This window comes from Pseudoxanthomonas taiwanensis (assembly GCF_010093135.1).
Lineage (GTDB): Bacteria > Pseudomonadota > Gammaproteobacteria > Xanthomonadales > Xanthomonadaceae > Pseudoxanthomonas > Pseudoxanthomonas taiwanensis.
On the sequence record NZ_PDWK01000036.1, the window covers coordinates 1 to 23,239 of the forward strand.

The 23,239-nt window shown below is 72.7% G+C and carries 20 protein-coding genes and 1 pseudogene; 10 read left to right on the top strand and 11 right to left on the bottom strand.

Features of this window, described 5'->3' with window-relative positions; all coding sequences use genetic code 11:
* Nucleotides 1–164: pseudogene (locus CR938_RS08385) on the top strand (IS1595 family transposase); the annotation flags it as partial.
* Between the two features lie 697 nt (nt 165–861).
* Nucleotides 862–1,227 carry a histidine biosynthesis protein HisIE gene (locus CR938_RS08390; RefSeq protein ID WP_162124580.1) on the top strand — a complete coding sequence of 122 codons (366 nt, stop codon included), beginning with the start codon at nt 862–864 and terminating at the stop codon, nt 1,225–1,227.
* Between the two features lie 90 nt (nt 1,228–1,317).
* Here CR938_RS08390 and CR938_RS08395 read toward each other — a convergent pair whose 3' ends face one another.
* Nucleotides 1,318–2,718, bottom strand: a complete 1,401-nt coding sequence (locus CR938_RS08395; RefSeq protein WP_162124581.1) for a serine hydrolase domain-containing protein — start codon at nt 2,716–2,718, stop codon at nt 1,318–1,320.
* Nucleotides 2,719–2,796: 78 nt separating this feature from the next.
* Here CR938_RS08395 and CR938_RS08400 point away from each other — a divergent pair, with 78 nt between their 5' ends.
* Nucleotides 2,797–3,399, top strand: a complete 603-nt coding sequence (locus CR938_RS08400) for a LemA family protein (protein WP_162124582.1) — start codon at nt 2,797–2,799, stop codon at nt 3,397–3,399.
* A gap of 16 nt (nt 3,400–3,415) precedes the next feature.
* Entirely contained in the window at nt 3,416–5,323 is a 1,908-nt protein-coding gene (locus CR938_RS08405; protein ID WP_162124583.1) for a M48 family metallopeptidase, read from the top strand.
* A gap of 19 nt (nt 5,324–5,342) precedes the next feature.
* Here the strand turns inward: CR938_RS08405 and CR938_RS08410 are convergent, their stop codons facing one another.
* On the bottom strand, nt 5,343–6,953 hold the full coding sequence (locus CR938_RS08410; RefSeq protein WP_162124584.1) for a GMC family oxidoreductase: 1,611 nt from the start codon (nt 6,951–6,953) through the stop codon (nt 5,343–5,345).
* Between the two features lie 175 nt (nt 6,954–7,128).
* Between CR938_RS08410 and CR938_RS08415 the strand changes: the two genes are divergently transcribed.
* On the top strand, nt 7,129–8,505 hold the full coding sequence (locus CR938_RS08415) for an NTP/NDP exchange transporter (protein WP_162124585.1): 1,377 nt from the start codon (nt 7,129–7,131) through the stop codon (nt 8,503–8,505).
* Between the two features lie 18 nt (nt 8,506–8,523).
* On the opposite strand, the gene CR938_RS08420 is transcribed toward CR938_RS08415, so the two are convergent.
* The 3 genes from CR938_RS08420 to CR938_RS08430 form a co-directional block, all read right to left on the bottom strand.
* On the bottom strand, nt 8,524–9,003 hold the full coding sequence (locus CR938_RS08420) for a hotdog fold domain-containing protein (RefSeq protein ID WP_162124586.1): 480 nt from the start codon (nt 9,001–9,003) through the stop codon (nt 8,524–8,526).
* An 89-nt stretch (nt 9,004–9,092) separates the two neighbouring features.
* A complete protein-coding gene (locus CR938_RS08425; protein ID WP_162124587.1) occupies nt 9,093–11,561 on the bottom strand; it encodes an acyl-CoA dehydrogenase in 2,469 nt (822 codons plus the stop codon).
* Nucleotides 11,558–12,478 (bottom strand): alpha/beta fold hydrolase, encoded by a 921-nt coding sequence (locus CR938_RS08430; protein ID WP_162124588.1) that lies wholly within the window; start codon nt 12,476–12,478, stop codon nt 11,558–11,560. Before CR938_RS08430 ends, CR938_RS08425 begins: the two co-directional genes overlap by 4 nt.
* A gap of 143 nt (nt 12,479–12,621) precedes the next feature.
* On the opposite strand from CR938_RS08430, the gene CR938_RS08435 reads away from it, so the two are divergent.
* The gene (locus CR938_RS08435) at nt 12,622–13,218 is read left to right on the top strand and encodes a TetR/AcrR family transcriptional regulator (RefSeq protein WP_162124589.1); all 597 of its coding nucleotides are present in this window, start codon (nt 12,622–12,624) and stop codon (nt 13,216–13,218) included.
* A gap of 316 nt (nt 13,219–13,534) precedes the next feature.
* Here CR938_RS08435 and pepQ read toward each other — a convergent pair whose 3' ends face one another.
* From pepQ to rph, 6 genes are all read right to left on the bottom strand, one after another.
* Nucleotides 13,535–14,860, bottom strand: a complete 1,326-nt coding sequence (gene pepQ, locus CR938_RS08440) for a Xaa-Pro dipeptidase (protein ID WP_162124590.1) — start codon at nt 14,858–14,860, stop codon at nt 13,535–13,537.
* A 61-nt stretch (nt 14,861–14,921) separates the two neighbouring features.
* Nucleotides 14,922–15,266 (bottom strand): PilZ domain-containing protein, encoded by a 345-nt coding sequence (locus tag CR938_RS08445; RefSeq protein WP_162124591.1) that lies wholly within the window; start codon nt 15,264–15,266, stop codon nt 14,922–14,924.
* On the bottom strand, nt 15,263–17,626 hold the full coding sequence (locus tag CR938_RS08450; RefSeq protein WP_162124592.1) for a DUF1631 domain-containing protein: 2,364 nt from the start codon (nt 17,624–17,626) through the stop codon (nt 15,263–15,265). The genes CR938_RS08445 and CR938_RS08450 overlap by 4 nt, the downstream gene beginning before the upstream one ends.
* 78 nt (nt 17,627–17,704) lie before the next feature.
* Nucleotides 17,705–18,859, bottom strand: coding sequence for a radical SAM family heme chaperone HemW (gene hemW, locus CR938_RS08455; RefSeq protein WP_162124593.1), 1,155 nt, complete (start codon nt 18,857–18,859; stop codon nt 17,705–17,707).
* A 22-nt stretch (nt 18,860–18,881) separates the two neighbouring features.
* On the bottom strand, nt 18,882–19,478 hold the full coding sequence (gene rdgB / locus CR938_RS08460; RefSeq protein ID WP_162124594.1) for an RdgB/HAM1 family non-canonical purine NTP pyrophosphatase: 597 nt from the start codon (nt 19,476–19,478) through the stop codon (nt 18,882–18,884).
* Nucleotides 19,479–19,488: 10 nt separating this feature from the next.
* Nucleotides 19,489–20,214 carry a ribonuclease PH gene (rph, locus tag CR938_RS08465; RefSeq protein WP_162124595.1) on the bottom strand — a complete coding sequence of 242 codons (726 nt, stop codon included), beginning with the start codon at nt 20,212–20,214 and terminating at the stop codon, nt 19,489–19,491.
* 112 nt (nt 20,215–20,326) lie between these two features.
* Between rph and CR938_RS08470 the strand changes: the two genes are divergently transcribed.
* The 4 genes from CR938_RS08470 (at nt 20,327) to CR938_RS08485 (ending at nt 23,239) form a co-directional block, all read left to right on the top strand.
* Nucleotides 20,327–21,187, top strand: coding sequence for a YicC/YloC family endoribonuclease (locus tag CR938_RS08470; RefSeq protein ID WP_162124596.1), 861 nt, complete (start codon nt 20,327–20,329; stop codon nt 21,185–21,187).
* Between the two features lie 5 nt (nt 21,188–21,192).
* Nucleotides 21,193–21,813, top strand: coding sequence for a guanylate kinase (gene gmk, locus CR938_RS08475; RefSeq protein ID WP_162124603.1), 621 nt, complete (start codon nt 21,193–21,195; stop codon nt 21,811–21,813).
* Nucleotides 21,814–21,950: 137 nt separating this feature from the next.
* A complete protein-coding gene (gene rpoZ, locus CR938_RS08480; protein WP_162124597.1) occupies nt 21,951–22,250 on the top strand; it encodes a DNA-directed RNA polymerase subunit omega in 300 nt (99 codons plus the stop codon).
* A gap of 143 nt (nt 22,251–22,393) precedes the next feature.
* On the top strand, nt 22,394–23,239 hold the full coding sequence (locus CR938_RS08485; protein WP_162124598.1) for an NAD-dependent epimerase/dehydratase family protein: 846 nt from the start codon (nt 22,394–22,396) through the stop codon (nt 23,237–23,239).

Consider the following 23,239-nt stretch of genomic DNA (forward strand, 5'->3'; position numbering starts at 1 on the left):
TCCGCCAGGCCAAGTACGCGCGGCGCTACCTGGCCGAAGCCGCCTACCGGTTCAACCGTCGCTTCCGCCTGCATGAGATGCTGCCGCGACTGGCCACCGCCATGCTGCGCTGCAAGCCTTGCCCCGAGCCGGTCTTGCGCGCTGCGAGCAATTTTCATGGCTGAGGGTCGGGGCTAATCAGGTTTCGTTTTGGGCAAGGCGGCGGCGCGCATCGCCGCCGGCGATGCCGCCGCCGGCGCGTCCTGGCGCGCCGGAAGGTTCGCGCAGTTCGGCGCAAATCGGCTTGTGCGACGCGAAACCGGCGCCGCGCGCGGATGCTTCCGCGCCCCTCCGCCGCGGCGGCGCGTGCGTGCCGAAGGTCAGGCGCCGCGTCGCCGCGCGTGTGGATGGCGAAACCGACGCCGTGCGAAAAACCGCTTGTTTTCCGCATCCGATTGCAAGGCGTGCAACGCGTGCGCCGACGCGCGCGGCGCGTCGCCGCCGACGGTGCGCGGCGCGCGGCCGCCGACGCGGGCGAAGTGGCGGGGAAAATTTGTCGCGCGGGTGTTGACAGTAAAAAAAACCGTGATTAGGTTTCGCCCAGCAGACGCTGCCTGCCGAAGCGAGTGATTCGAATCAACAAGACAACGGGAAGCACAACCAGGACATCCGCCAGGAACCTGAGCACGGTGGATGCGCTCCGCTTCCCTCCGAAAAACGCAGCGATTCCCCGAAACGTCACCCGCGTCCCCGCACGACGCGGGTGTTCCCGTATCCGTCCCGACGTGCGTACCGCGCCGACGGATGCCCCCCGGCGGCTGTCGCCGTGGGTTTTCGCGACTGGGCGTTACCCATCCGTAGTTCACTGACGAGGAGCCAGCCATGGCAACGAAGAAAGCTGCGAAGAAGCCGGCCGCCAAGAAGGCGGTGAAGAAGACCGCCAAGAAGGCCACCGCCAAGAAGGCCGTCAAGAAGACCGCCGCCAAGAAGGCGGTGAAGAAGACCGCGAAGAAGGCTGCCGCCAAGAAGGCCGTGCGGAAGACCGCCGCCAAGAAGGCGGTGAAGAAGACCGCCAAGAAGGCCACCAAGAAGACCGCCGCCAAGAAGGCGGTGAAGAAGACCGCCAAGAAGGCCGCCGCGAAGAAGCCGGCCGCCAAGAAGCCGGCCGCGAAGAAGGCCGCCAAGAAGCCGGCCCGCAAGAAGCCGGCCCCGGTTGCGCTGCCGGCCACCCCGGCTCCGCTGATCTGAAGCAAGCCCCGATAACCGGACGAATGATGGCCTCCTCCCCGAAGCCCAGCGGGGAGGGGGCTTTTTTGTGGGGCGCGGAAGGTGCGGCCCTCAGCGCGGCGAGGCGGCGGCCTTGCCCGAGGCGCCGCCCTGGCGGGCCGGCCGGCTGGACGGCGCGGCGCCCTCGGCCATCAGGTTGTCCGCGCCGAACTCCACGTCCAGCCAGCGCTGCGGCGGCAGCCCCAGCGCCTGGTCGAGGATGGTCGGCAGCAGGCCGGAGGGCACGCTGCTTTCGCTGTTCCAGAGGATGGCCACGCCCAGGTCGCGGCCGGGGACCAGGGCGACCATGCCACGGTAGCCCTGCACCGCACCGGCATGGAACACCACTTCCTCGCCGGCGTAGTCGAACACGCGCCAGCCGAGCGCGTAGCTGGCCGCGTTGAGCCGCTCGCGGCGCCAGCCCGAGCGCATCTCGCCCGGCGTGGACACCACCGGGGCGTGCAGGGTGGCCAGCAGCGGCGCCGGCAGCACGTCCGGGCGGTGCCCGGTGTGCGCCAGCAGCCATTGCGCCATGTCGGAGGCACTGGCGTTGACGCCGGCGGCCGGCGCCAGGCGGTAGTAGGTGGGCTTGGGCGTGACCGCGACCCAGCCGTTTCGGCTGCGCACGTGCGGTCGCGCCCAGCGCGGGCTGCCGAGGATGCCGGCCAGGCCCACGCTGGCGTCGTGCATGCCCAGCGGCTCCAGGATGCGGCGCTTGACCGCCTGCTCGTAGAAGTCGCCCGAGGCGGCGAAGACCACGTCGCCGATCAGGCTGAAGGCCACGTTCTGGTAGGCATAGCAGTCGCCCGGCGTGCAGCCCAGCGGCGCGTCGGCCAGCTTCCGCGCCACCTGGTAGTACTCGGCGTTGCCCTCGATGTCGCGGTCGAACGCGTTGTGCGCCTTCAGGCCGACCCGGTGGCTGAGCACGTCGGCCACCGTCACCCTGCGCGTGGCCTCCTCGTCGGCCAGGCGGAAGCCGGGCACGTAGTCGGCCACGCGGCTGTCCCAGCGCAGGTGGCCGTCGTGGACCAGCAGCCCGGCGAGGGTGCCGGCGAAGGCCTTGGAGAGGGAGGCCAGGCGGAACACGGTGTGGGCGTCCACCGGCTCCGGCTGCGAGACGTCGGTGACGCCATAGCCGCGTGCGCTGAGGATGCGCCCGTTGTGCACGATGGCCATGGCCATGCCCGGCACGCGCTGGCCCTGCACCAGCTGTTCGGCCATGGCCTCGAAGCGGCCCACGTCGAAACCCGGCGCCAGCGGCAGCGGCGCGCGGCCGGACACCGGGCGGTAGGGAGCGGGTTGCGCGGGGGCCGGCTGCTGCAGCGCCGGATCGGGAAGCGTGGGCGTCTGCGCCGTGGAGGGCAGCGCCATGGCAAGCAGCATCGTCACCGATGCCAGACCCAGGGAGGCTGCCCTCAGCGTTCGCGTACCGCCCGACGATGGCTTGGGTCGACGCACGCGCCCGTTTCTCATCGCTGTGGTGCCTTACTCTACTGCTGCGGCCGATTCTAGCGCCGGGGTTAGCGGATTGCACAAACCAGGAGAAGATGAATGGGCAGTTTCTTGATCCTGCTGGTGTTTTTGGGTGGCCTGGTGTTGCTCGCCGGGTGGGCGATCGGCCTGTACAACACGCTGGTGAAGCGCCGCAACGCCTGGCGCAACGCCTTCGCGCAGATCGACGTGCAGCTGCAGCGGCGCTTCGACCTGATCCCCAACCTGGTGGAGACGGCCAAGGGCTACATGGCGCATGAGCGGCAGACACTGGAGGCCGTGGTCGCCGCGCGCGCGGCGGCGCAGTCCGGCCTGGCCGCCGCCAAGGCGCATCCGGGCGATCCGGCAGCGATGGCGCAGCTGGCCGCTGCGCAGGGCCAGCTGGAGAGCACGCTGGGCCGCCTGCTGGCGGTGGCCGAGGCTTATCCGGACCTGAAGGCCAACCAGAACATGATGCAGCTGCACGAGGAGCTGACCAGCACCGAGAACCGGGTGGCGTTCGTGCGGCAGGCCTACAACGACGCGGTCATGGCCTACAACAACCAGCGTGAGACCTTCCCCTCGGTGCTGCTGGCCAACGCCTTCGGCTTCGGCCCGGCGGCGCTGCTGGAGATCCCCGCCGCCCGGCCGGAGGTGCGCGAGGCGCCGAAGGTGCAGTTCTGAGCCTGCGGGTGCGGCCTTGAACTTCTTCGAGCACCAGGAGGCGGCCCGCCGCAGCTCCACGCGGCTGGTGCTGCTGTTCACGCTGGCCGTGGCCGCCATCGTCGGCGCGGTGGACGTGGTGGTGTGGCTGGCCAGCGGCAGCGTCGAGGCCGTGGTGGCGGCCAGCCTGCTCACCGGCGCGGTGATCGGGCTGGGTTCGCTGTACCGCATCGCCTCGCTGCGCGGCGGTGGCGCGGCGGTGGCCGCGCAGCTGGGCGGCACGTGGGTGCCCGAGGACACCCGCGATCCCGCGTTGCGCCGCCTGCGCAACGTGGTCGAGGAGGTGGCCATCGCCTCCGGCGTGCCGGTGCCGCGCCTGTTCGTGCTGGAGCAGGAGGCCGGCATCAACGCCTTCGCCGCCGGCTACGGTACCGCGGACGCGGCCATCGCCGTCACCCGCGGCGCCCTGGACCGGCTCAACCGCGACGAGCTGCAGGCGGTCATCGCCCACGAGTTCAGCCACATCCTCAACGGCGACATGCGCCTGAACATCCGCCTGATGGGCGTGCTGTTCGGGATCATGATGCTGAGCCTGATCGGCCAGCGGATCCTGCTGCATGCCCCGTCCGTGCGCGGGCGCAACAGCAACGCCAGTGCGGTGCTGGCGGTGATGCTGGCGGCGCTGGTGGCGATCGTGATCGGCAGCCTCGGCGTGTTCTTCGGCCGCCTGATCCAGGCCGCGGTCAGCCGCCAGCGCGAGTACCTGGCCGACGCCTCGGCGGTGCAGTTCACCCGCCAGCCGGCGGCGCTGGCCGGCGCGCTGAAGAAGATCGCCGGCCTGCACGCCGGCGCGCGCCTGGAGGACCGCGCCGGCGCCGGCGAGGTGGCGCACATGCTGTTCGCCCAGGGCTTCCACCTGGCCGGTTGGATGGCCACCCACCCGCCGCTGCTGGAGCGCATCCGCCGCCTGGATCCGTCCTTCGACGCGCGCCAGCTGCAGGCCCTGCAGGCGCGCTGGGCGGCCACGCCGCCGGACGGCATGGCCGAGGACCTGGCCCTGGGCCTGGTGGCTGCGGGCGACGCGCGGCCGCCGCCGCTGCCGGCGGCCGGTGCCGAGGTGGAGGGGGCGCCGCCGACGGTGGCGCGCCAGGTCGCCGCGCCGGCGGACGACGACTACGACCACGCCCACGCGCTGGCGGCCAGCCTGGACCCGGAGCTGTGCGCGCTGGCGCGGCGGCGCGACAGCGCCATGGCGGTGCTCGCCGCGCTGCTGCTGGAGGCCGACCCGGAGCTGGCCGGCCGCCAGCGCGCGCTGCTGGCCGAACGCTGCGGGCCGGCGTTGGCGGAACAGGCGCAGGCCGTGCACGAACGGCGCCTGGCCGGCCTGCATCCGATGCTGCGCCTGCCGCTGGCGGCGCGGGCCTTCCCGGCGCTGCGCCAGCGCCCGCGGCCGGAACTGGACGCCTTCCTGGCCGCGGCCGACGCCATGGTCCATGCCGACGGCCGGGTGTCGGTGTTCGAGTACTGCCTGGGGCGGCTGCTGCAGGTGCAGGTGCGCGAGGCGCTGGACCCGGCGCGCCACGCCCGCTTCGGCCGGCGCAAGGCGCCTGGCGTGCGCGCCGAGTTCGCCACCCTGCTGGCGGTGCTGGCCGAGGCCGGCCATCCTGGCGATCCGGACGGCGCGCGCCGCGCCTACCTGGCCGGCCTGCAGCGGGTGCTGCCGCGCGACCACCTGCCGTACGCGCCGCCGGCCGCCGGAGTGCAGGCGCTGGACGTGGTGTGGGAGCCGCTGGATGCGCTGGCGCCACCGGCCAAGCAGGTGCTGGTGGAGGCGCTGGTGGACGCGGTCTCGCACGACGGCCGCGTCACCGTGGCCGAGGCGGAGCTGCTGCGCACCGTGTGCGCCGTGCTGCACTGCCCGCTGCCGGCGCTGCTGTCGCACTGAGGCGACGGCTGGTGCCGGCCTAGGCGGCACCGGCCGCGCGCAGGGCCAGCGTCTGCCAGCGCACCAGGTCGGCGGCGCGCTCGGCGATCATGATGGTCGGGGCGTTGGTGTTGCCGCCGGGCAGCTCCGGCATCACCGAGGCGTCCACCACGCGCAGGCGCTCGACGCCGTGCACGCGCAGCTGCGGATCCACCACCGCGTCCGCGTCGCGGCCCATGCGGCAGGTACCGGCCGGGTGGTAGATGGTCTCGGCCTTGGCCCGCACGAACTCGGCCAGCTCCGTGTCGGTCAGGTCCTCGCGCGGCGGATGGATCGGCGCGCCGCGGTAGCGGTCGAAGGCCGGCTGCGCCAGCAGCTCGCGGGAGAGCCTGGCGCACTCGACCATCATGCGCAGATCGAAGCCCTCCGGGTCGGACAGGTAGTTGGCCTGGATCCGCACCGGGCTGCGCGGGTCGGCGTCGCGCAGCAGGATGCGGCCGCGGCTGCGCGGGCGCAGGAAGCAGGCGTGCACGGTCAGGCCGTCGCCGGGCAGGCGGTTGCGGCCGTGGTCGTCGAGCATGGCCGGGACGAAGTGGAACTGCACGTCCGGGCGGTCGTCGGTGGCCAGGGCCGAGCGTACGAAGCCGCCGGCCTCGGCGATGTTGCTGGTGCCGGCGCCGCGGCGGCCACGCAGGAAGTAGTCGAAGGCGATCTTCAGCTCGCTGGCACGGTCGTAGCTCAGGCCCGGCGGGCAGTGGCGCAGGGTGCAGATGTCCAGGTGGTCCTGCAGGTTGGCGCCCACCCCGGGCAGATCGACCACCACCGGGATGCCGTGGGCGCGCAGCTGGTCGGCCGGGCCGATGCCGGAGAGCATCAGCACCTGCGGCGAGTTGACCGCGCCGGCGCTCAGCAGCACCTCGCCGGCGGCCCCGGCGCGGTGCACGCGGCCGCCTCGGGCGTACTCCACGCCGCGGGCGCGCCCGCCCTCGACCACGATGCGCAGCACCAGGGCGCCGGTGACCACCTCCAGGTTCGGACGGCGCCGGGCCGGGGCCAGGTAGGCGGCCGCGGCCGAGCAGCGGGCGCCGTCGCGCTGGGTCACCTGGTAGAAGCCGAAGCCCTCCTGGGTGGGGCCGTTGAAGTCGTCGTTGCGTGGCCAGCCGGCCTGCACCCCGGCCTCGACGAAGGCCTCCGAGAGCCGGTTGCGGTGGCGCAGGTCGGACACGCACAGCGGACCGTCGGCGCCGTGCAGCGGCCCGGCGCCGCGGGTGTTGCCCTCGGCGCGCAGGAACCAGGGCAGCACCGCCTCCCAGTGCCAGCCGTCGGCGCCGGCGCGCGCCCAGGCGTCGTAGTCGCCGGGCACGCCGCGGGTGTAGCACATGGCGTTGATCGAGCTGCAGCCGCCCAGCACCTTGCCGCGCGGCCACCACAGGCGGCGGCCGTGCAGCCGCGGCTCCGGCTCAGTGTAGTAGTCCCAGTTGATCCGGCGCTGGTTGACCAGCCGGCCCAGCCCCGCGGGCATGTGGATGAACGGGTGCCAGTCGCGCGGCCCGGCCTCCAGCAGCAGCACCCGACAGGCCGGGTCCTCGCTCAGCCGGGCGGCCAGCACGCAGCCGGCCGAGCCGGCGCCGACGATCACGAAGTCGTACATGGTCCCCCCCACCGGCCGCCTGGCGGCCCCGGTCCGGAATGCTGCAGGCGCCGGCGGCCGGCGCGCAAGTGCGGGCGGGGGTGTTGGCGATGTTGCAGTGCATCGGATACCGTGCGCGCTCTGGAAGCCCGCCGGCGGTGGCCTTCGGGCATGCGCCTCCCCCAGGAAGTCCCACATGAATCCAGCAGACGCGGCGTCCTCCCGGCTCGGCCGGTTCCGCTCGGCGCTGTCCGAATACCCCCCACTGCTGTGGGCGTTCGTCTATTTCTTCTGCCTGCTCAGCGGCTACTACGTGCTGCGCCCGGTGCGCGAGGCCATGGCCGCCTCCAGCGACATCGAGGCGATCTTCCCGCACGCCATGGTGGCCTTCTTCGCCGCGCGCGGGGTGCCGCTGGGCGAGTTCACCCTGCAGGTGATCTTCACCTCGGTGTTCCTGATCATGCTGCTGCTGCAGCCGGTGTACGGCTGGCTGGTCAGCCGCTACCCGCGCCGGGTGTTCCTGCCGGTGATCTATGGCTTCTTCATCGCCACCCTGCTGCTGTTCTACCTGATGTTCGACAGCGGCATGGCCGGGCGCGGCCTGGCCTTCATCCTCTGGATCACGGTGTTCAACCTGTTCGCGGTGGCCGTGTTCTGGAGCTTCATGGCCGACGTGTTCAGCAACGCCGAGGCGCGGCGCTGCTACGGCTACATCGGCGCGGCCGGCACCGTCGGCGCGTTCCTGGGGCCGGTGATCACCCGTACGCTGGTCGAGCGGGTCGGCATCGCCAACCTGATGCTGGTCTCGGCCGGGCTGCTGAGCGTGTGCATGGTCTGCATCCTGCGCCTGCGCCACTGGGCGGTGCTGCGCGAGCGGGAGCGGCGCCTGGCCAGTGGCGAGGTGCCGATGGGCGGGGAGATCATGGCCGGGCTGAAGCTGATCGCGCGCGAGCCGCTGCTGCGCTGGCTGGCCTTCATGGTGGTCATGGCGGTGGGCGTGGGCACGCTGCTGTACAACGAGCAGAACGCCATCGCCCGCACCGCCTTCGCCACCGCCGACGAGCGCGCCACCTTCTTCGCCACCCTGGACCTGGCGGTCAACACCCTGACCCTGGTGATCCAGGTGTTCGCCACCCGGCCGCTGCTGTCACGCTACGGCATCGCCCCGGCGCTGCTGATCCCGGCCGCGGCGATCATCATCGGCTATTCCATCCTGGCCGCCTCGCCGTTGCCGCTGATGGTGGCCATCGTCCAGGTGGTGACCCGGGCCGGCGAGTTCTCGCTGGCCAAGCCGGCGCGCGAGACCATCTACACCCGGGTCGGGCGCGAGTGGCGCTACAAGGCCGGCGCCGCCATCGACACGGTGGTCTACCGCGGCGGCGACCTGGCCTTCGTCTGGCTGCACAAGCTTCTGTCGGCCTTCGGCTCGCACGTGGTGTTCGGCGGCGGCCTGCTGGTGGCCGGCGGCATGGCCTTCGGCGCCTGGCGGCTGCTGCGCGAGGAGGCCAAGCTGCCGTCCGAGCGCGCCGTGGCCGCCGCACCGCCGGAGGCCGCGCCGGCGGCCGGTTCCTGAGCCGGCACCGGCCGGGCCTCAGCCGCGGCCGGGCGGCCGCGGCGAGACGTGCAGGCGGATCACCGCGCGGAACACCACCCCGCCGCCCGGATCGCGCACCTGCACGGTGACGGGCAGGTCGTAGGGGGCGGCGGATTCGGCCGGCGGACGGTCCGGCGTGGCGATGGCGTGCATCCGCCCGCGTGCCTTCCGCAGGTACTCCACCTCCATCCCGCGCGGGATCCAGCGCATGCCCGCCGGCAGGCTGGCCTCGGCCATCAGCCCGGCCGCCAGTTCGGCCAGGTTGCACAGGGCGATGGCGTGGACCGTGCCCAGGTGGTTGGTCACGCGGCGGCGGTGCTCCATCACCGCTTCGCAGCGGCACGGCTCCAGCACGGCCACGCGCGGGGCGATGCTGGAGAAATACGGCGCCCGGAAGCACCCGGCGCGGGAGAACAGCCAGGCGCCACCAGGCCAGCGGCGCATGCGGCGGTACAGCTCGAGCAGGCGGTTGGGCATGTCGGATCCCCCCGGTTTCCAGGAGGCGGATACGACGACGGCGGGCCGAAGCCCGCCGCCGCCGTGGCTTGCCGGTGCGTGGCGGCCGGTCAGGCCGCTTCGCGCTTGGCGCCCGGCAGGTCGTAGTAGCTGGCCGCGCGCAGCTCGTGCACGTCGAACTCGTCCACGGTGATCGTGTCGAGGGTGACGCGGCGCAGCTCCTCCAGCAGCTTGCGCTCCTCGGCGGTGATCACGCCCTCGCGCACCGCCTCGTCCAGCTGGGCGTCGAACTCCAGCGCCTCGATGCCCTTGCTCTTGAGCGCCTTGAGGAACTTGCGCTCCACCGGCTCGGCCTGCACGGCCAGCGGCAGGTAGCTGGCGATGCGGCCCCCGGGGTTGTTCTCGCACGGGGTCAGGAACACGCCCTTGGCCAGACGGTCGCGCGCCTCGTTCGGGGTCATCAGCAGCGAGGCAACGCGGTGGTTCAGGCGGTCGCCCGGAGCCTCGGCGCGGCGGCCGAGCGGGAACACCAGCGCCCACAGCAGCCAGCCCACCGGGCGGATCGGGAAGTTGCGCAGCGCGTCCGAAAGCGCCTTCTCGATCACGTGGAAGCTGTTGTACATGCTCCAGGCCAGCAGCGGCTTGTCGGCCTCCGGCGCGCCCTCGTCGTGGTGGCGCTTGAGGACGGCGCTGGCCATGTACAGGTGGCTGAGCACGTCGCCCAGGCGGCCGGACAGCGACTCCTTGAACTTCAGCTTGCCGCCCAGCAGCAGCATGGACACGTCGGCCATCAGCGCCAGGTTGGCGGCGTAGCGGTCCAGCTTGCGGAAGAACTGGCGGGTGTAGGCGTCGCCCGGCACCTTGCCGAACCTGGAGCCGGTCAGGCCCATCCAGAACGAGCGCACGGCGTTGGAGATGCCGAAGCGCACGTGACCGGCCAGGCTCTCGTCGAAGGCGGCGATGGCGGCCTTGCGGTCCTTCTCCTGGGCGGCCTTCATCTCCTTCATGACCCACGGATGGCACAGGATCGCGCCCTGGCCGAAGATCAGCAGGCTGCGGGTCATGATGTTGGCGCCCTCGACGGTGATGCTGATCGGGGCGGCCTGCCAATTGCGGCCGGCGAAGTTGCGCGGGCCGAGGATGATGCCCTTGCCGCCGATGATGTCCATGACGTCGCTGGCGACCTCGCGGCCCATGGTGGTGCAGTGGTACTTGGCGATGGCCGACGGCACCGACGGCACGTCACCGCGGTCCACCGCTGCGGCGGTGGCCTGCGACAGTGCGCTGATGGTGAAGGCCTTGCCGCCGATGCGGGCCAGGGCCTCCTCCACGCCCTCGAAGCGGCCGACCGACAGGCCGAACTGCTTGCGGATGCGGGCGTAGGCGCCGGTGACCACCGCGCCGGCCTTGGCGCCGCCGGAGGCGGTGGACGGCAGGGTGATCGAGCGGCCCACGGCCAGGCACTCGTTGAGCATGTTCCAGCCCTTGCCGGCCATCTCCGCGCCGCCGACCAGCTGGGTCAGCGGGATGAACACGTCGCGGCCGCGGATCGGGCCGTTCTGGAACGGCGAGTTGAGCGGGAAGTGGCGCTTGCCGATCTCCACGCCCGGGGTGTCGCGCGGCACCAGCGCCAGGGTGATGCCGATGTCCCTGGTGTCGCCCAGCAGGCCGTCCGGGTCGTACATGCGGAACGCCAGGCCGATCAGGGTGGCCACCGGCGCCAGGGTGATGTAGCGCTTGTCGAAGGTCAGGCGAACGCCCAGCACTTCCTCGCCCTTCCACGTGCCCTTGCAGACGATGCCGTAGTCGGGGATGGAGGTGGCGTCGGAGCCGGCGAACGGGCCGGTCAGGCCGAAGCAGGGCACTTCCTCGCCCACGGCCAGGCGCGGCAGGTAGTAGTCCTTCTGCTCCTTGGTGCCGTAGTGGACCAGCAGCTCGCCCGGGCCCAGCGAGTTGGGCACGCCGACGGTGGAACTGACCACCGAGGAGATCGAGGCGATCTTCTGGATCACCTTGTGGTGGGCCAGCGCCGAGAAGCCCAGGCCGCCGTACTCCTTCGGGATGATCATGCCGAAAAACTTGTTCTTCTTGATGAAGTCCCACAGCTCGGGCGGCAGGTCGGCGTGGACGTGGGTGATCTCCCAGTCGTTGATCATCCGGCACAGCTCTTCCACCGGGCCGTCGAGGAAGGCCTGCTCCTCGGCGGTCAGCTCGGGCCTGGGATAGTCGAGCAGCTTCTGCCAGTCCGGATCGCCGGTGAACAGCTCGCCCTCGAAGCCGACCGAGCCGGTCTCCAGGGCGATGCGCTCGGTCTGCGACAGAGGCGGCAGGATCCTGCGGAACACGTTCAGCAGCGGTGCCACCAGCAGCGGCTTGCGGATGAACGGCAGCAGCAGCGGCACGGCGACGACCGCGGTGATGATCGCCAGCACCAGCGTGGTGGTCTGGTGGGCGCCCAGCAGCCAGCAGGCCCCCAGGCCGATGGCCATCAGGATGGTCCAGGTGATCAGGCGCATCCGGTGATAGGCGGCGATGCCGCTTATCAGCAGGAAGACCAGGATGGGTATGGCGATGGTCATGGACATGCTCCGGTGACGGATGGCGCTGGGCAGCCGGCCGACGGGCCGGGCGCGAAGGCCCGGTCCAGCTCCGCCAAGTAGTCCAGCACGGTGGTGGTAAACCTGTCGTTGTCGTCGCCGGCCAGCATATGCGTGGCGTCCGGCAACTGCACATGGCGCGCGTGTGGCGCCAGCGCGAGGAATTCGTCGATGGTGCGCGCGGACACCAGGTCACTGCGGCCGCCGCTGACCAGCAGCATCGGGCAGCGCACCGCGGCGGTGGCCGCGGCCAGGTCGTCCTGGTGGCGTTCGCCGTCGCGGGCCAGCTCGTCCACCAGGCGCGGGTCCCAGTGCCAGCGCCAGCGGCCGTCGTCGCCCTGGCGCAGCAGTCCGGCCAGCGCCTGCGGCGACTTGCGTGCGCGGTGCGGCAGGTAGGCGGCGACGGCGTCGGCCGCCTCGTCCAGCGAGGCGAAGCCGTCCGGGAAGGCGGTCATGAAGGCGAGGATGCGCGCAACGCCGGCGCTTTCCCAGCGCGGCGTGATGTCCACCAGGACCATGGCGCGGAACAGGCCCGGCCAGCGCGCCTCGGCCAGCAGGCCGAACAGCCCGCCCATCGAGGCGCCGACCAGCACCGGCGGGCGCGGCAGCTCGCCGGCCAGCACGATCAGGTCGTCGGTGAACTGGTGCCCGGTGTAGGGCAGGTCGGCCGGGTTGCGCCCGGACTGGCCGTGGCCGCGGGCGTCGTAGCTCAGCCCGGCGTGGCCGTGCGCGGCCAGGGTGGCGGCGGTGGCGGCCCAGGCGCCGCGGGTCTGGCCGAAGCCGTGCGCGTAGAGGATGTCGATGCCGGCCTCCGCTGCGGACGCGTGCCGGGTGGCGGCCAGCGTCACGCCGGCGCCCTCCAGCCGAAGGTCCTCGGTGGTCACGGATCGATGGTCCATACCTGATGGTATGGACCGCTTCGCGGCAAAGTCAATACGTCTGCGTATGGGGTCGCAAACGCGGTCGTGGCGGGCGCCGGAAGGTGTGGTTGCAGACGAAACTGCATACTGCAACGGACTGCGCCGTATGGTTAAATCCGGAAATGACCACGACCTCCGATACCGCGCCCGCCAGTCCCGCCCCGGCCCGGGGCCACCGCCTCAGCGCCGCCGACTGGGCGCAGGCCGCCCTGGACGTGATCGCCGAACAGGGCGTCTCGGCCGTCGCGGTCGAGCCGCTGGCCCGCCGCCTGGGCGTGACCAAGGGCAGCTTCTACTGGCATTTCCCCTCGCGCGACACGCTGCTGCAGGCGGCGCTGGACCGCTGGGAGGAGGTCGAGCAGGAGCAGGTGTTCGGCAGCCTGGAGGAGGTGGCCGACCCGCGCGAGCGCCTGCGCCAGTTGTTCCAGCTGGTCGGCCACGAGACCAAGCCGCACGCCATCTACAGCGAGCTGCTCAAGGCCCTGGACCATCCGGCGGTGCAGCCGGTGGTGCAGCGGGTCTCGCAGCGGCGCCTGGAATACCTCACCGCCTCGTTCCGCCAGGCCGGCCTGGGCCGCGCCGACGCCCAGCACCGTGCGCGCCTGACCTACGCGGCCTACGTCGGCTTCCTGCAGCTGCGCACCCAGCAGCCGAAGATGACCCACGAGGAGTTCGAGGAATACCTCGAGCACGTGATCAACACCCTGATCCCGCGCTGAGCCGTCGCACCGGCCGCCGCGGCGCGGCCGGCGCGCCGTCTCCTCGCCGGCGCCCAGCCGCCACGTTCCATGTGCATGTGCCCGGCGCGGATGCGCCGGCCGTGTCGGCGTGTCTCCGGTCCGCCCCCGATCGTCCGTTCCGGGCGTGGCCGGCGCGGGAGCACGCGTCGCGGCCGGACGCGGGCGTCGCGTCGCCGCTGACGCGGCTCCCCCGGGAACAATGGCGCCGGCGGCTCCGGCGCACGCCGGGACGCCCGGCCTTGCCGGGCAGGACCGGCCGCCCCGGTACGGTGGGCGGCCGGACGGGAGGGCGGCCCTACTGCGCGACGAAGGCGGGGCGGGTGAGGTTCTCCGGCGCGTCGCCGGTACACAGGACGTTGTCCTCGATGCGGATGCCGCCGTAGGGACGGAAGAAGTCCACCCGCGCCCAGTCGACCGCGTCGGCGTGACCGTTGGCCTTCACCTCGTCCAGCAGCAGGTCGATGAAGTAGATGCCCGGCTCGATGGTCACCACCATGCCCGGCTCCAGCACCCGGGTCATGCGCAGGTAGGGATGGCCCGGCGGGCGCTCGATGGTGCCGCCGCGGTCGCTGGCGGCAAAGCCGGCCACATCGTGCACCTGCAGGCCGATGGGATGGCCCAGGCCGTGCGGGAAGAACGCCGCGCTCACGCCGGTGGCCAGGGCCGCCTCCGGCGAGACCCTGAGCACGCCGAATTCGCGCAGGATGCCCATCAGCGCCAGATGCGCGTCCACGTGCAGCTGGCGGTAGTCGGCGCCGGCGCGCACCGCCGCGCACATGGCCTGCTGCGCGGCGTCCACCGCGTCGATCATGGCCTGGAACTCGCCGCCCGGATCGGCGGCGTAGGTGCGGGTGATGTCGGCCGCGTAGCCGCAGCAGCTGGCGCCGGCGTCGATCAGGAAACTGCGCCGCTCCGCCGGCGGGTCGCGGTCCAGCTGGGTGTAGTGCAGCACCGCGCCGTGCTCGTTGAGCGCGACGATGTTCTGGTAGGGCACCTCGGTGGCGTCCTGGCGCGCGGCGGCGCAGTAGGCCAGGTGGATGTCGAACTCGCTGGCGCCGGCGCGGAAGGCGCGCTCGGCGGCACGATGGGCGTGCGCGGCGATGCGCTGGGCCTGGCGCATCAGCGCCAGCTCGTAGGGCGTCTTGTACGAGCGCTGGTAGTGCAGGTAGTCCAGCGCCGCCGGCGGGTTGTTCGGCTGGTAGGCGCCCAGGGTGGACTGCGCCTCGCCGAGGATGGCGCAGCGCGACGGCGGGCCGGGCAGCAGCGGCAGGGCCTCCTCCGGGGTGCGGATCACGTGCACGTCCACGTGCTCCACCCACCAGCCGGAGGGCGCCTCCGGCACCACGTGCCAGTAGTCGAACGGCTGCAGGTAGACCAGCTTCGGGCGCTGGCCGGGGGTGTAGACCAGCCAGCTGTCGGTGACCTGGGTCAGCGGCACCCAGTGCTTGAAGTGCGGGTTGACCGCGAACGGATAGTCGCGGTCGTCGAACACCTGGTAGTGGCGGCGGCCGCTGGGGATGAGCAGGTGGTCGTGGCCGCTGCGGGACAGCGCCTCGTCGGCGCGCGCGCACAGCACCGCCAGGTGCTGCGGGTAGAGGGTGGCGGGATCGGCGGGTCGCATCGTCGCGCTCGGTGGCGGGGAAAGGACATAGTCTGCCCCAACCGCCCGCCGGGCGCGGCGCTCAGGAGGGCGGGTTGCCCGCCTGGACCCAGGCGCGCACCGCCGCGCGCTGCTCCTCGGCGATGGTCAGGAAGCGGAAGCCGCACCAGCTCTGCCCCGGCGTGTTGGCCGGGCCGATCCACAGCAGGTGCGCGCCGACCAGGACCGGCAGCGGCTCGCCGGCCTGGCCCAGGTCGAAGCGCAGCTGGTACAGCGCGTCCTCGCACAGGGGCGCGTGGGCCATGAGCAGCATGCCGGTTTCCGACAGGTTGCCCAGGTAGCCGACCACCTGGTCGGTCATGGTGTCCACCACCGGCACGTTCTCGGAGACGCGGCGGCGCGGGGCTCGGCGGGATTCGTGGATCACGAGGCTTCCGGCTCCAGGTCCTCGGGCTTGTTGGGGCGACCGGCCAGGCCGCGCAGCGCGCGCAGCGTGGCCTGCCAGGCGCGGTCGATCAGCCGGCCCTTGTCCTCGGTGACGATGCGCGCCTGCTGCAGCGCCATCAGCCGCGCCAGGGTGTCCAGCGAGTGCTCGCCGGCCTTCTGGCCGCGCGCGTTGACGAACAGCGCGTTGCCTGTGGTCGGGTTGTACCAGGACAGGCGCTTGCGCCGCACCTCGCCCTGCTGGTTGACCACGAACTCGAACCAGGCGCCGAACGGCAGGGTGCGCAACCGCTCGTACCAGGCCTGCTCGACGGCGTTGCGCGGCGGCAGGGGCTTGCGTTCCGGCTGGGCGCTCTCGCCCAGGCGCGCACGCGCCTTCAGGCGCGCGGTCAGCTCGGTGCGCGAGGGGCCCTCTGCGTCGTCGTCGGCACGCGACAGGCGGCGGGCGATGGCGGCGGCCTCGTCACCGTGGTAGCCCACCTGGCGCAGCGCGTTCTCCACCAGGGTGGCCAAGGACGGATCGGGCGGGGCGTCCGGGTCGCAGGTGGCGGCGACGATGCGCGCGGTGGCTTCCTCGCGCGCCTTCCACTCGGCCGAGTCCTCGCCGTGGCGCAGCGCGGTCAGGGTCAGCACGTCGGCCCAGGCCTGGTGGAGCAGGGCCTGCACGAACTGCGGCGGCTTGCGGTCCTCCAGGCGCGCGGCGATGGCCTCGGCGGCGCGCAGCTTGGCGCTTTCCAGGCGGTCGCGGCCGCGCGCGGCCTCGATCTGGCGGCGCTCGCTGACCTCGGCCTTGCGTGCCTGGGCCCGGTAGTGGTCCTCGATCTCCTGGCGGGCGCGCTCGAACACGGCCTCGTCGCCGTCGTACTCCTCGGCGACGCGGTCCACGGTCTGCCCGATCTGCGAGACCAGCTGCGGATCGGTCTCCTCCTCGCCGAGCCAGCTGGCGCCGGATTCGGCCACCAGGTTGAGCAGGTCGCGGGCCGGGTGGCGCTCGCGCACGAAGAAGCTGCGGTCCTGCAGCGCGGCGCGCGCCACCGGCACCTGCAGGCGCTCGAGCATGTCCTGGGCCGGCGCGTCCGGGTGCACCTCGCGGCCGATCTCGCCGTACAGCAGGCCCAGCAGGTCGAAGGTGTCCTGCTGGTCCGGGGTCAGCCCGGCGTTGTCGCCGTGGGTGCGGCGGGCCAGCTCCACCACGGCGCGGCGCAGGTCGTCGAGGGTGCGCCGGCGGCGGCCGGGCGTGCGGCTCTGCGGCACGTTCTGCAGCATGCCCAGGGTCTTGCTCACCGCCTCGTCCGGCAGGCGTACCGCCGGCGGCGCCGGCGCGGGCGCCTGCACGGCCTGGCGGTGCAGCGCCAGCAGCTGGCGCAGCGCCGAGAACATCAGCTGGTCGGTCGGCGCCGCGGCAGCGTCCGCCGGCATGGCGGCTTCGCCCGCGGCCGTGCCGGCGGGCGCGGCGCCGTCGGCGGCCTCGCCTGTGGCCGCGACCGGGGCGCTCAGCGCGGCCAGGCTCTCGAGCAGGGCGCCGCTCCAGGCCGAGTGGCTGGACTGGCCCTGCCAGCCGGTCAGCGGCCGCCGCTCGCCGTCGCCAGGCACGGCGGCCGGGCGCGGCCGCGACTGCCCGGGAGTGCGCGGGCGGTACGGCTGGTAGGTCAGGCCGGGCAGCACACCCTCGTGCGCCAGGCGCACGTTGAGGCATTCGACCAGCTCGCCGTAGCGCTCCATCACGTGCGTCTCGAAGGCGCGGTAGAGCAGCAGCTGGGCGGGCACGCCCACCTGCAGCCGCTCGCCGGCGGCGCGCAGCAGCCGGCACAGCACGTAGGGGCCCAGCGGCAGGGTCTCCGGCCCGTAGGCCGGCCGCGCGGCCAGCACGCCGAAGCGCTGGCCCAGCAGCAGCAGCGGGATGCCACCGCGCTGCGCCTCGCGCCGGGCGATGTCGCGCAGGATGATCTCGCGGTCCAGGTCCTGGTCCTCGACCAGGGTCAGGCGGCTGAATTCGATCGGGGCGGGCGCGGGCGATTGCGCCTCCACCGGCGCGTCCTCGCGCAGCCGCGCCAGGACGTCCTCCAGGTCGGCCAGGTAGCCGGGCACCAGGTCGGCGCGGCGCTGCCGCAGCTGCTGCAGCTCGGCGAAACACTCGGCCTGTTCCTGCGAGCTGCGTGCGCGCTCGGACTGGCGGAACAGCTGCCGTTCGAACTCGTTCAGCGCCAGGTTCAGCGAGGCGCTCAGGGCCTGTGCGGCCAGCGCGTTGACCGCCTCCAGGATCTGGCGCACGCGCGGCGGGAGCGGCGCCGTGGCCAGCGTCAGGGCCGTGCCCTTCGATGTGGTCTGGAATGTCGCAGCCATCCGGCATGGCCCCCCTGATTGGCCGGTATTTAGCATGTTTCCCGCACGGCCGGAAACCGCCGGCCGGCGGACCGCGGCCTACAGGAACAGGCCGATCACGTCGTTGGCGAAGCGCCGGCCCAGCGCGGTCGGGCGGATCCGCCCGCCGTCGCGCTCCAGCCAGCCGCGCGCGACGGCCTGCTCCACCTGGGCGGCGATGGCCGCGTACGGCAGGCCCGTACGCGCCTCGAACGCGGCCACCGCGAACCCCTCGTGCAGGCGCAGGGCGTTGAGCATGAACTCGAACGGGCGCCGCTCGGGATCGATGCGGTCGTCGCCACCCACCGCAGCGGCACTGCCGGCCGCGGCCATCCACGTGGCCGGGTGGCGCTGCTTCCAGCGGCGCAGGATCGCCTGCTCGGCGCCGAGGGTGATCTTGCCGTGGGCGCCGGCGCCGATGCCCAGATAGTCGCCGTAGCGCCAGTAGTTGAGGTTGTGCGCGCACTGCCGGCCCGGGCGGGCGTAGGCACTGGTCTCGTACTGGGCGTAGCCGGCCTGTTCGAGCAGGGCCTGGCAGCGCTCCTGGATGTCCCAGGCCAGGTCCTCGTCGGGCAGGCCCTCCGGCGGGCGCACGTGGAAGACCGTGTTGGGCTCCAGGGTCAGCTGGTAGTGGCTGATGTGCGCCGGCTGCAGGGCGAAGGCGCGCTCCAGGTCGCGCTCGGCCATGGCCAGGTCCTGGCCGGGCAGGGCGTACATCAGGTCCAGGTTGAGATTGTCGAAGCCGGCGTCCTGGGCCAGCTTCACCGCCGCCTCGGCCTCGCGGCTGTCGTGGATGCGGCCCAGGCGCCGCAGGCAGCCGTCGTCGAAGCTCTGGATGCCGAAGCTGATCCGGTTGACGCCGGCGGCGCGGTAGCCGTCGAAGCGGCCGTGCTCGGCGGTGCCGGGATTGGCCTCCAGGGTGATTTCCGCGTCCGGGGCCAGTCGCAGGCGCGCCGCGGCGGCCTGCAGGAAGCGGTCGATCGCCTCCGGCGGGAACAGCGAGGGCGTGCCGCCGCCGAAGAACACGCTGTGCACGGTGCGGCCCCAGACCAGCGGCAGGTCGTGCTCCAGGTCGCGGACCAGCGCGTCCACGTAGGCTTCGAACGGCGGGGGCTCCCGCGCCGCGTGCGAGTTGAAGTCGCAGTACGGGCACTTGCGCACGCACCAGGGCAGGTGCACGTACAGCGACAGCGGCGGCGGGACCAGGTCGGGCATGGTGGGGTGGTGCGCGGCGCCCTCAGCCCAGCACTTCGGGCAGGCGCGCGCGCAACAGCTCCAGCGCCTTGCCGCGATGGCTCAGGCGGTTCTTCAGCTCCATCGGCATCTCCGCCGCGGTCATGCCGTACTCCGGGTCCAGGAACACCGGGTCGTAGCCGTGGCCGCCCTCGCCGCGGCGCTGGCGGGTGATGCGGCCGCGCCACCGGCCCTCGACCAGCAGCGGCTGCGGGTCCCCGGCATGGCGCAGCACCGCCAGAACGCAGTGGAAGTGGGCGCCGCGGCGGGCGTCCTCCACGCCGTCCAGCTCGGCCAGCAGCCTGTCGATGTTGCGCTGCGCATCGGCCGGCTCGCCGGCGTAGCGGGCCGAGTACAGTCCGGGCGCGCCGCCGAGGGCGTCCACGCACAGGCCGGAGTCGTCGGCCAGCGCCGGCAGGCCGGTGGCGCGGCTGGCGTGGCGGGCCTTGATCAGGGCGTTCTCGATGAAGGTCAGGCCGGTTTCCTCGGCGTCCTCCACGCCCAGGTCCGACTGCGCCAGCAGTTCGATGCCGCTGCCGGCCAGGAGCACGCGCAGTTCCTCGAGCTTGCCGCGGTTGGAGGAGGCCAGTACCAGCTTCATGGGGCCTCCCTCAGCCGGCCAGGGCCCGACGCTGCAGGTCCAGCAGCTGGCCGATGCCGTGTTCGGCCAGGGCCAGCAGCGCGTCCAGCTCGTCGCGGCGGAAGGCGTGGCCCTCGGCCGTGCCCTGCAGCTCGATGAAGGCACCGCCGTCGTTCATGACCACGTTCATGTCGGTGTCGCAGTCGCTGTCCTCGGCGTAGTCCAGGTCCAGCACCGGCACGCCGCGGTACAGGCCCACCGAGACCGCGGCCACCGCACCGAACACCGGGTCGCGGGCGATCTCGCGCCGGGCCAGCAGCCAGCGCACCGCGTCCACCAGGGCCACATAGGCACCGGTGATGGCGGCGGTGCGGGTGCCGCCGTCGGCCTGCAGCACGTCGCAGTCCAGGGTGATGGTGCGCTCGCCCAGGGCGCTGCGGTCCACGCAGGCACGCAGGGCGCGCCCGATCAGGCGCTGGATCTCCAGGGTGCGGCCGCCCTGCTTGCCCTTGGCCGCCTCGCGCTCGCCACGGGTGTGCGTGGCGCGCGGCAGCATGCCGTACTCGGCGGTCACCCAGCCCTCGCCCTTGCCGCGCAGGAACGGCGGCACCTTGTTCTCGACGCTGGCGGTGCACAGCACCCGGGTGTCGCCGAAGCTGACCAGCACCGAGCCTTCGGCGTGGCGGGTGTAGCCGCGTTCGATGCGCACCGGGCGCAGCTGGTCGGGGGCGCGGCCACTGGGACGGACGACGGTCATGCGGGATTCTTCCGGAAGTCGGGGGAGCGCGGCGGTGGCCGCGGGCGGCGGCGGGATGCCGCGGAGGGCCGGCTAGATTACCATTCGCGCCTTGCCACAACCGGATACCGGCATGATCCGTAGCATGACCGCCTTCGCCGCCGGCGAGCGCGGGACTCCTTGGGGCGTGCTCGGCTGCGAGCTGCGCTCGGTCAACCACCGCTTCCTCGAGATCGGCCTGCGCCTGGGCGAGGACCTGCGCGCGCTGGAGCCGGTGCTGCGCGAGCGCATCGCCGCGCGCATCCAGCGCGGCAAGCTGGAACTGGCCATGCGCCTGCGTGCACCGGAAGGTGCCGCCACGCTGGCGGTCAACGAGGCGTTGCTGGAGCAGCTGGGCGCGCTGGCGCAGCGCCTGGATGCCCGCTTCCCGCGCCTGCAGGTGGAGTTCGCCCAGCTGCTGCAGCTGCCCGGCGTGCTGCAGGCGCCCAGCGCCGACGGCGAGGCGCTGCAGGCCGAGGCGCTGGCGCTGCTGGACCAGGTGCTGGACGAGTTCATCGCCGCGCGCGAGCGCGAGGGCGCCAAGCTGGCCGCGGCCATTGCCGAGCGGGTGGATGCGGTCGAGCGCATCGTCGGCCAGGTGCGCGGGCTGATCCCGGCCATCCGCGAGGGCCAGCGCGCCAAGCTGGCTGCGCGCCTGGCCGACCTGCCGCACCCGGTCGAGCCCGGCCGCGCCGAGCAGGAGCTGGTGCTGTGGCTGCAGAAGCTGGACGTGGACGAGGAGCTGGACCGGCTGGGCAGCCACATCGCCGAGCTGCGCCGCATCCTCGGCAAGGGCGAACCGGCCGGCCGCCGCCTGGACTTCCTGCTGCAGGAGTTCAACCGCGAGGCCAACACCCTGGGCTCCAAGTCGGTGGATGCCCGCACCTCGGCCGCCGCGGTCGAGCTGAAGGTGCTGATCGACCAGATCCGCGAGCAGGTCCAGAACATCGAATGAGCCAGATGCGAGGCACCCTCTTCATCGTCGCCGCGCCGTCCGGGGCCGGCAAATCCAGCATCGTCAACGCGGTGCTGGCGCGCGACCCCAAGCTGCGCCTGTCCATCTCCTTCACCTCGCGCGCGCCGCGGCCGGGCGAGCGCGACGGCGAGCACTACCACTTCGTCACCGAGGAGCAGTTCCAGCGCATGATCGACGCCGGCGACTTCTTCGAGTACGCCCGCGTGCACGGCGACTGGAAGGGCACGGCGCGGCAGTCGGTGGAGCCGCACCTGGAGGCTGGCCACGACGTGCTGCTGGAGATCGACTGGCAGGGCGCGGCGCAGGTGCGGGCCAAGGTGCCCGACGCGGTGAGCGTGTTCATCCTGCCGCCCTCGCGCCAGGCCCTGGAGCAGCGCATGCGCGCCCGCGGCCAGGACAGCGAGGAGGTGATCGCCCGGCGCCTGGCCGCCGCGCGCGAGGAGATGTCGCACTACGGCGAGTTCGACTACGTCATCGTCAACGAGGTGTTCGACACCGCGGTGGACGAGATGTGCGCCATCTTCACCGCCAGCCGCCTGCGACGCGGCCAGCAGCAGCTGCGCCACGCCCGCCTGATCCAGGCCCTGCTGGCACCGGACCAGTGAGCCGGGTCGGCCGCTAAGCGATTGATTGCAAAGGTCTGTTCAGCCGCGGCCCTTGCCGCGGCGCGGCCCTGTGGGTACACTCGGCGCCCATTTCCCCTCAACCGCGAGAGTGGCGACCCGCATCGCCCGGAACGTCTATGGCCCGTATCACCGTCGAAGATTGCCTGGAAGTGGTCAACAACCGCTTCGAACTGGTCATGATGGCCGCCAAGCGTGCGCGTCAGCTCGCCAATGGCGTGCCGGCCACACTGGACAACAGTGAGGCCGATGACAAGCCGACCGTGCTGGCCCTGCGCGAGATCGCGGCCCGCACCGTCGATAACAACCTGATCGAGGAAGTCGAGAAGGCCGAGCGCGAGCGCGCCGAGCGCGAGGCGCTGGAGTGGGCCGCCGCCGAGGTCGTCGCCGACGACGACCTGTCCAAGGGCGACGACTGATCCGCTCCGCGTCCCATGCATTTCCAGACGGCCCGCCCTGTGTGGGCCGTCTGCGTTAGGCGGGCGCCCGCGCCACGCGTCGCCGCCGGGCGCGCGCTATAGTCGGCCGCCGCGGCGCCCCCGCTTCCCTGCCAGCAGTCGCCATGCCCGTCCTCGTCATCGGCGCCACCAGCCAGATCGGCCACTTCCTCCTGCCGCGACTCGTCGCCGGCGGTCACCGCGTGCTTGCCCTGAGCCGCCAGCCACGGCCTGCCGTCGCCGGCGTGCAATGGCTGCAGGGCAGCCTGCCCGGCCCCCTGCCGGACCTGCCGCCGCTCGGCGCGGTAGCCAGCTTCGCTCCGCTGGACGTGCTGGCGGACTGGCTGTCGGGACAGCAGTCCGCACCTGCGCGGCGGATCGTCGCCACCAGCTCGATGAGCGTGCTGACCAAGCGCGATTCCGAGGTGCCGGCCGAGCGCGAACTGATCGCCCGCCTGGCCGCGGGCGAGGCGGGGCTGGCCCGTGAGTGCCGGCGCCCGGGCATCGCCCGGACGGGGCTGCGCCCGACCCTGATCTATGGCGCCGGCCTGGACCGCAGCCTGACCCCGATCGCGCGCCGCGCCGCGCGCCCCCGCCTGTTCCCGCTGCCGGCGGGGCGTGGCCTGCGCCAGCCGGTGCATGCCGACGATATCGCCCAGGCGGTGATGGCCTGCCTGCAGTCCGACGTTGCTGTCGGCCGCACCCTGTGCATGGGCGGCGGCGAGCGCCTGCCGGCGGCGGAGATGTTCGCCCGGGTGAGGGAGAGCCTGCCGTTCGCGACCGTGCCGGTGCACCTTGGCCGGCCGCTGATGCGCCTGGTGGCGGCATTGCTGCCGGCCACCCGCGGCCCGGTCTCGCGGCTGGATGCCGACCTGATCGTCGACAACAGCGAATTCACCGGGGTGCTGGGCATCACGCCGCGCCCGTTCCGGGTCGATGCCTCGATGTGGGGTATGGGCGGGGAGGGCTGA

Bases quoted from the DNA above. Each gene is read 5' to 3' on its own strand.
- gmk (WP_162124603.1), top strand. From the start codon at position 21,193: ATGCGAGGCACCCTCTTCATCGTCGCCGCGCCGTCCGGGGCCGGCAAA.
- CR938_RS08470 (WP_162124596.1), top strand. From the start codon at position 20,327: ATGATCCGTAGCATGACCGCCTTCGCCGCCGGCGAGCGCGGGACTCCT.
- CR938_RS08395 (WP_162124581.1), bottom strand. From the start codon at position 2,718: ATGAGAAACGGGCGCGTGCGTCGACCCAAGCCATCGTCGGGCGGTACG.
- CR938_RS08410 (WP_162124584.1), bottom strand. From the start codon at position 6,953: ATGTACGACTTCGTGATCGTCGGCGCCGGCTCGGCCGGCTGCGTGCTG.
- CR938_RS08415 (WP_162124585.1), top strand. From the start codon at position 7,129: ATGAATCCAGCAGACGCGGCGTCCTCCCGGCTCGGCCGGTTCCGCTCG.
- CR938_RS08400 (WP_162124582.1), top strand. From the start codon at position 2,797: ATGGGCAGTTTCTTGATCCTGCTGGTGTTTTTGGGTGGCCTGGTGTTG.
- CR938_RS08425 (WP_162124587.1), bottom strand. From the start codon at position 11,561: ATGACCATCGCCATACCCATCCTGGTCTTCCTGCTGATAAGCGGCATC.
- CR938_RS08435 (WP_162124589.1), top strand. From the start codon at position 12,622: ATGACCACGACCTCCGATACCGCGCCCGCCAGTCCCGCCCCGGCCCGG.
- CR938_RS08420 (WP_162124586.1), bottom strand. From the start codon at position 9,003: ATGCCCAACCGCCTGCTCGAGCTGTACCGCCGCATGCGCCGCTGGCCT.
- CR938_RS08430 (WP_162124588.1), bottom strand. From the start codon at position 12,478: ATGGACCATCGATCCGTGACCACCGAGGACCTTCGGCTGGAGGGCGCC.
- rdgB (WP_162124594.1), bottom strand. From the start codon at position 19,478: ATGAAGCTGGTACTGGCCTCCTCCAACCGCGGCAAGCTCGAGGAACTG.
- pepQ (WP_162124590.1), bottom strand. From the start codon at position 14,860: ATGCGACCCGCCGATCCCGCCACCCTCTACCCGCAGCACCTGGCGGTG.
- CR938_RS08450 (WP_162124592.1), bottom strand. From the start codon at position 17,626: ATGGCTGCGACATTCCAGACCACATCGAAGGGCACGGCCCTGACGCTG.
- CR938_RS08390 (WP_162124580.1), top strand. From the start codon at position 862: ATGGCAACGAAGAAAGCTGCGAAGAAGCCGGCCGCCAAGAAGGCGGTG.
- rph (WP_162124595.1), bottom strand. From the start codon at position 20,214: ATGACCGTCGTCCGTCCCAGTGGCCGCGCCCCCGACCAGCTGCGCCCG.
- rpoZ (WP_162124597.1), top strand. From the start codon at position 21,951: ATGGCCCGTATCACCGTCGAAGATTGCCTGGAAGTGGTCAACAACCGC.
- CR938_RS08485 (WP_162124598.1), top strand. From the start codon at position 22,394: ATGCCCGTCCTCGTCATCGGCGCCACCAGCCAGATCGGCCACTTCCTC.
- hemW (WP_162124593.1), bottom strand. From the start codon at position 18,859: ATGCCCGACCTGGTCCCGCCGCCGCTGTCGCTGTACGTGCACCTGCCC.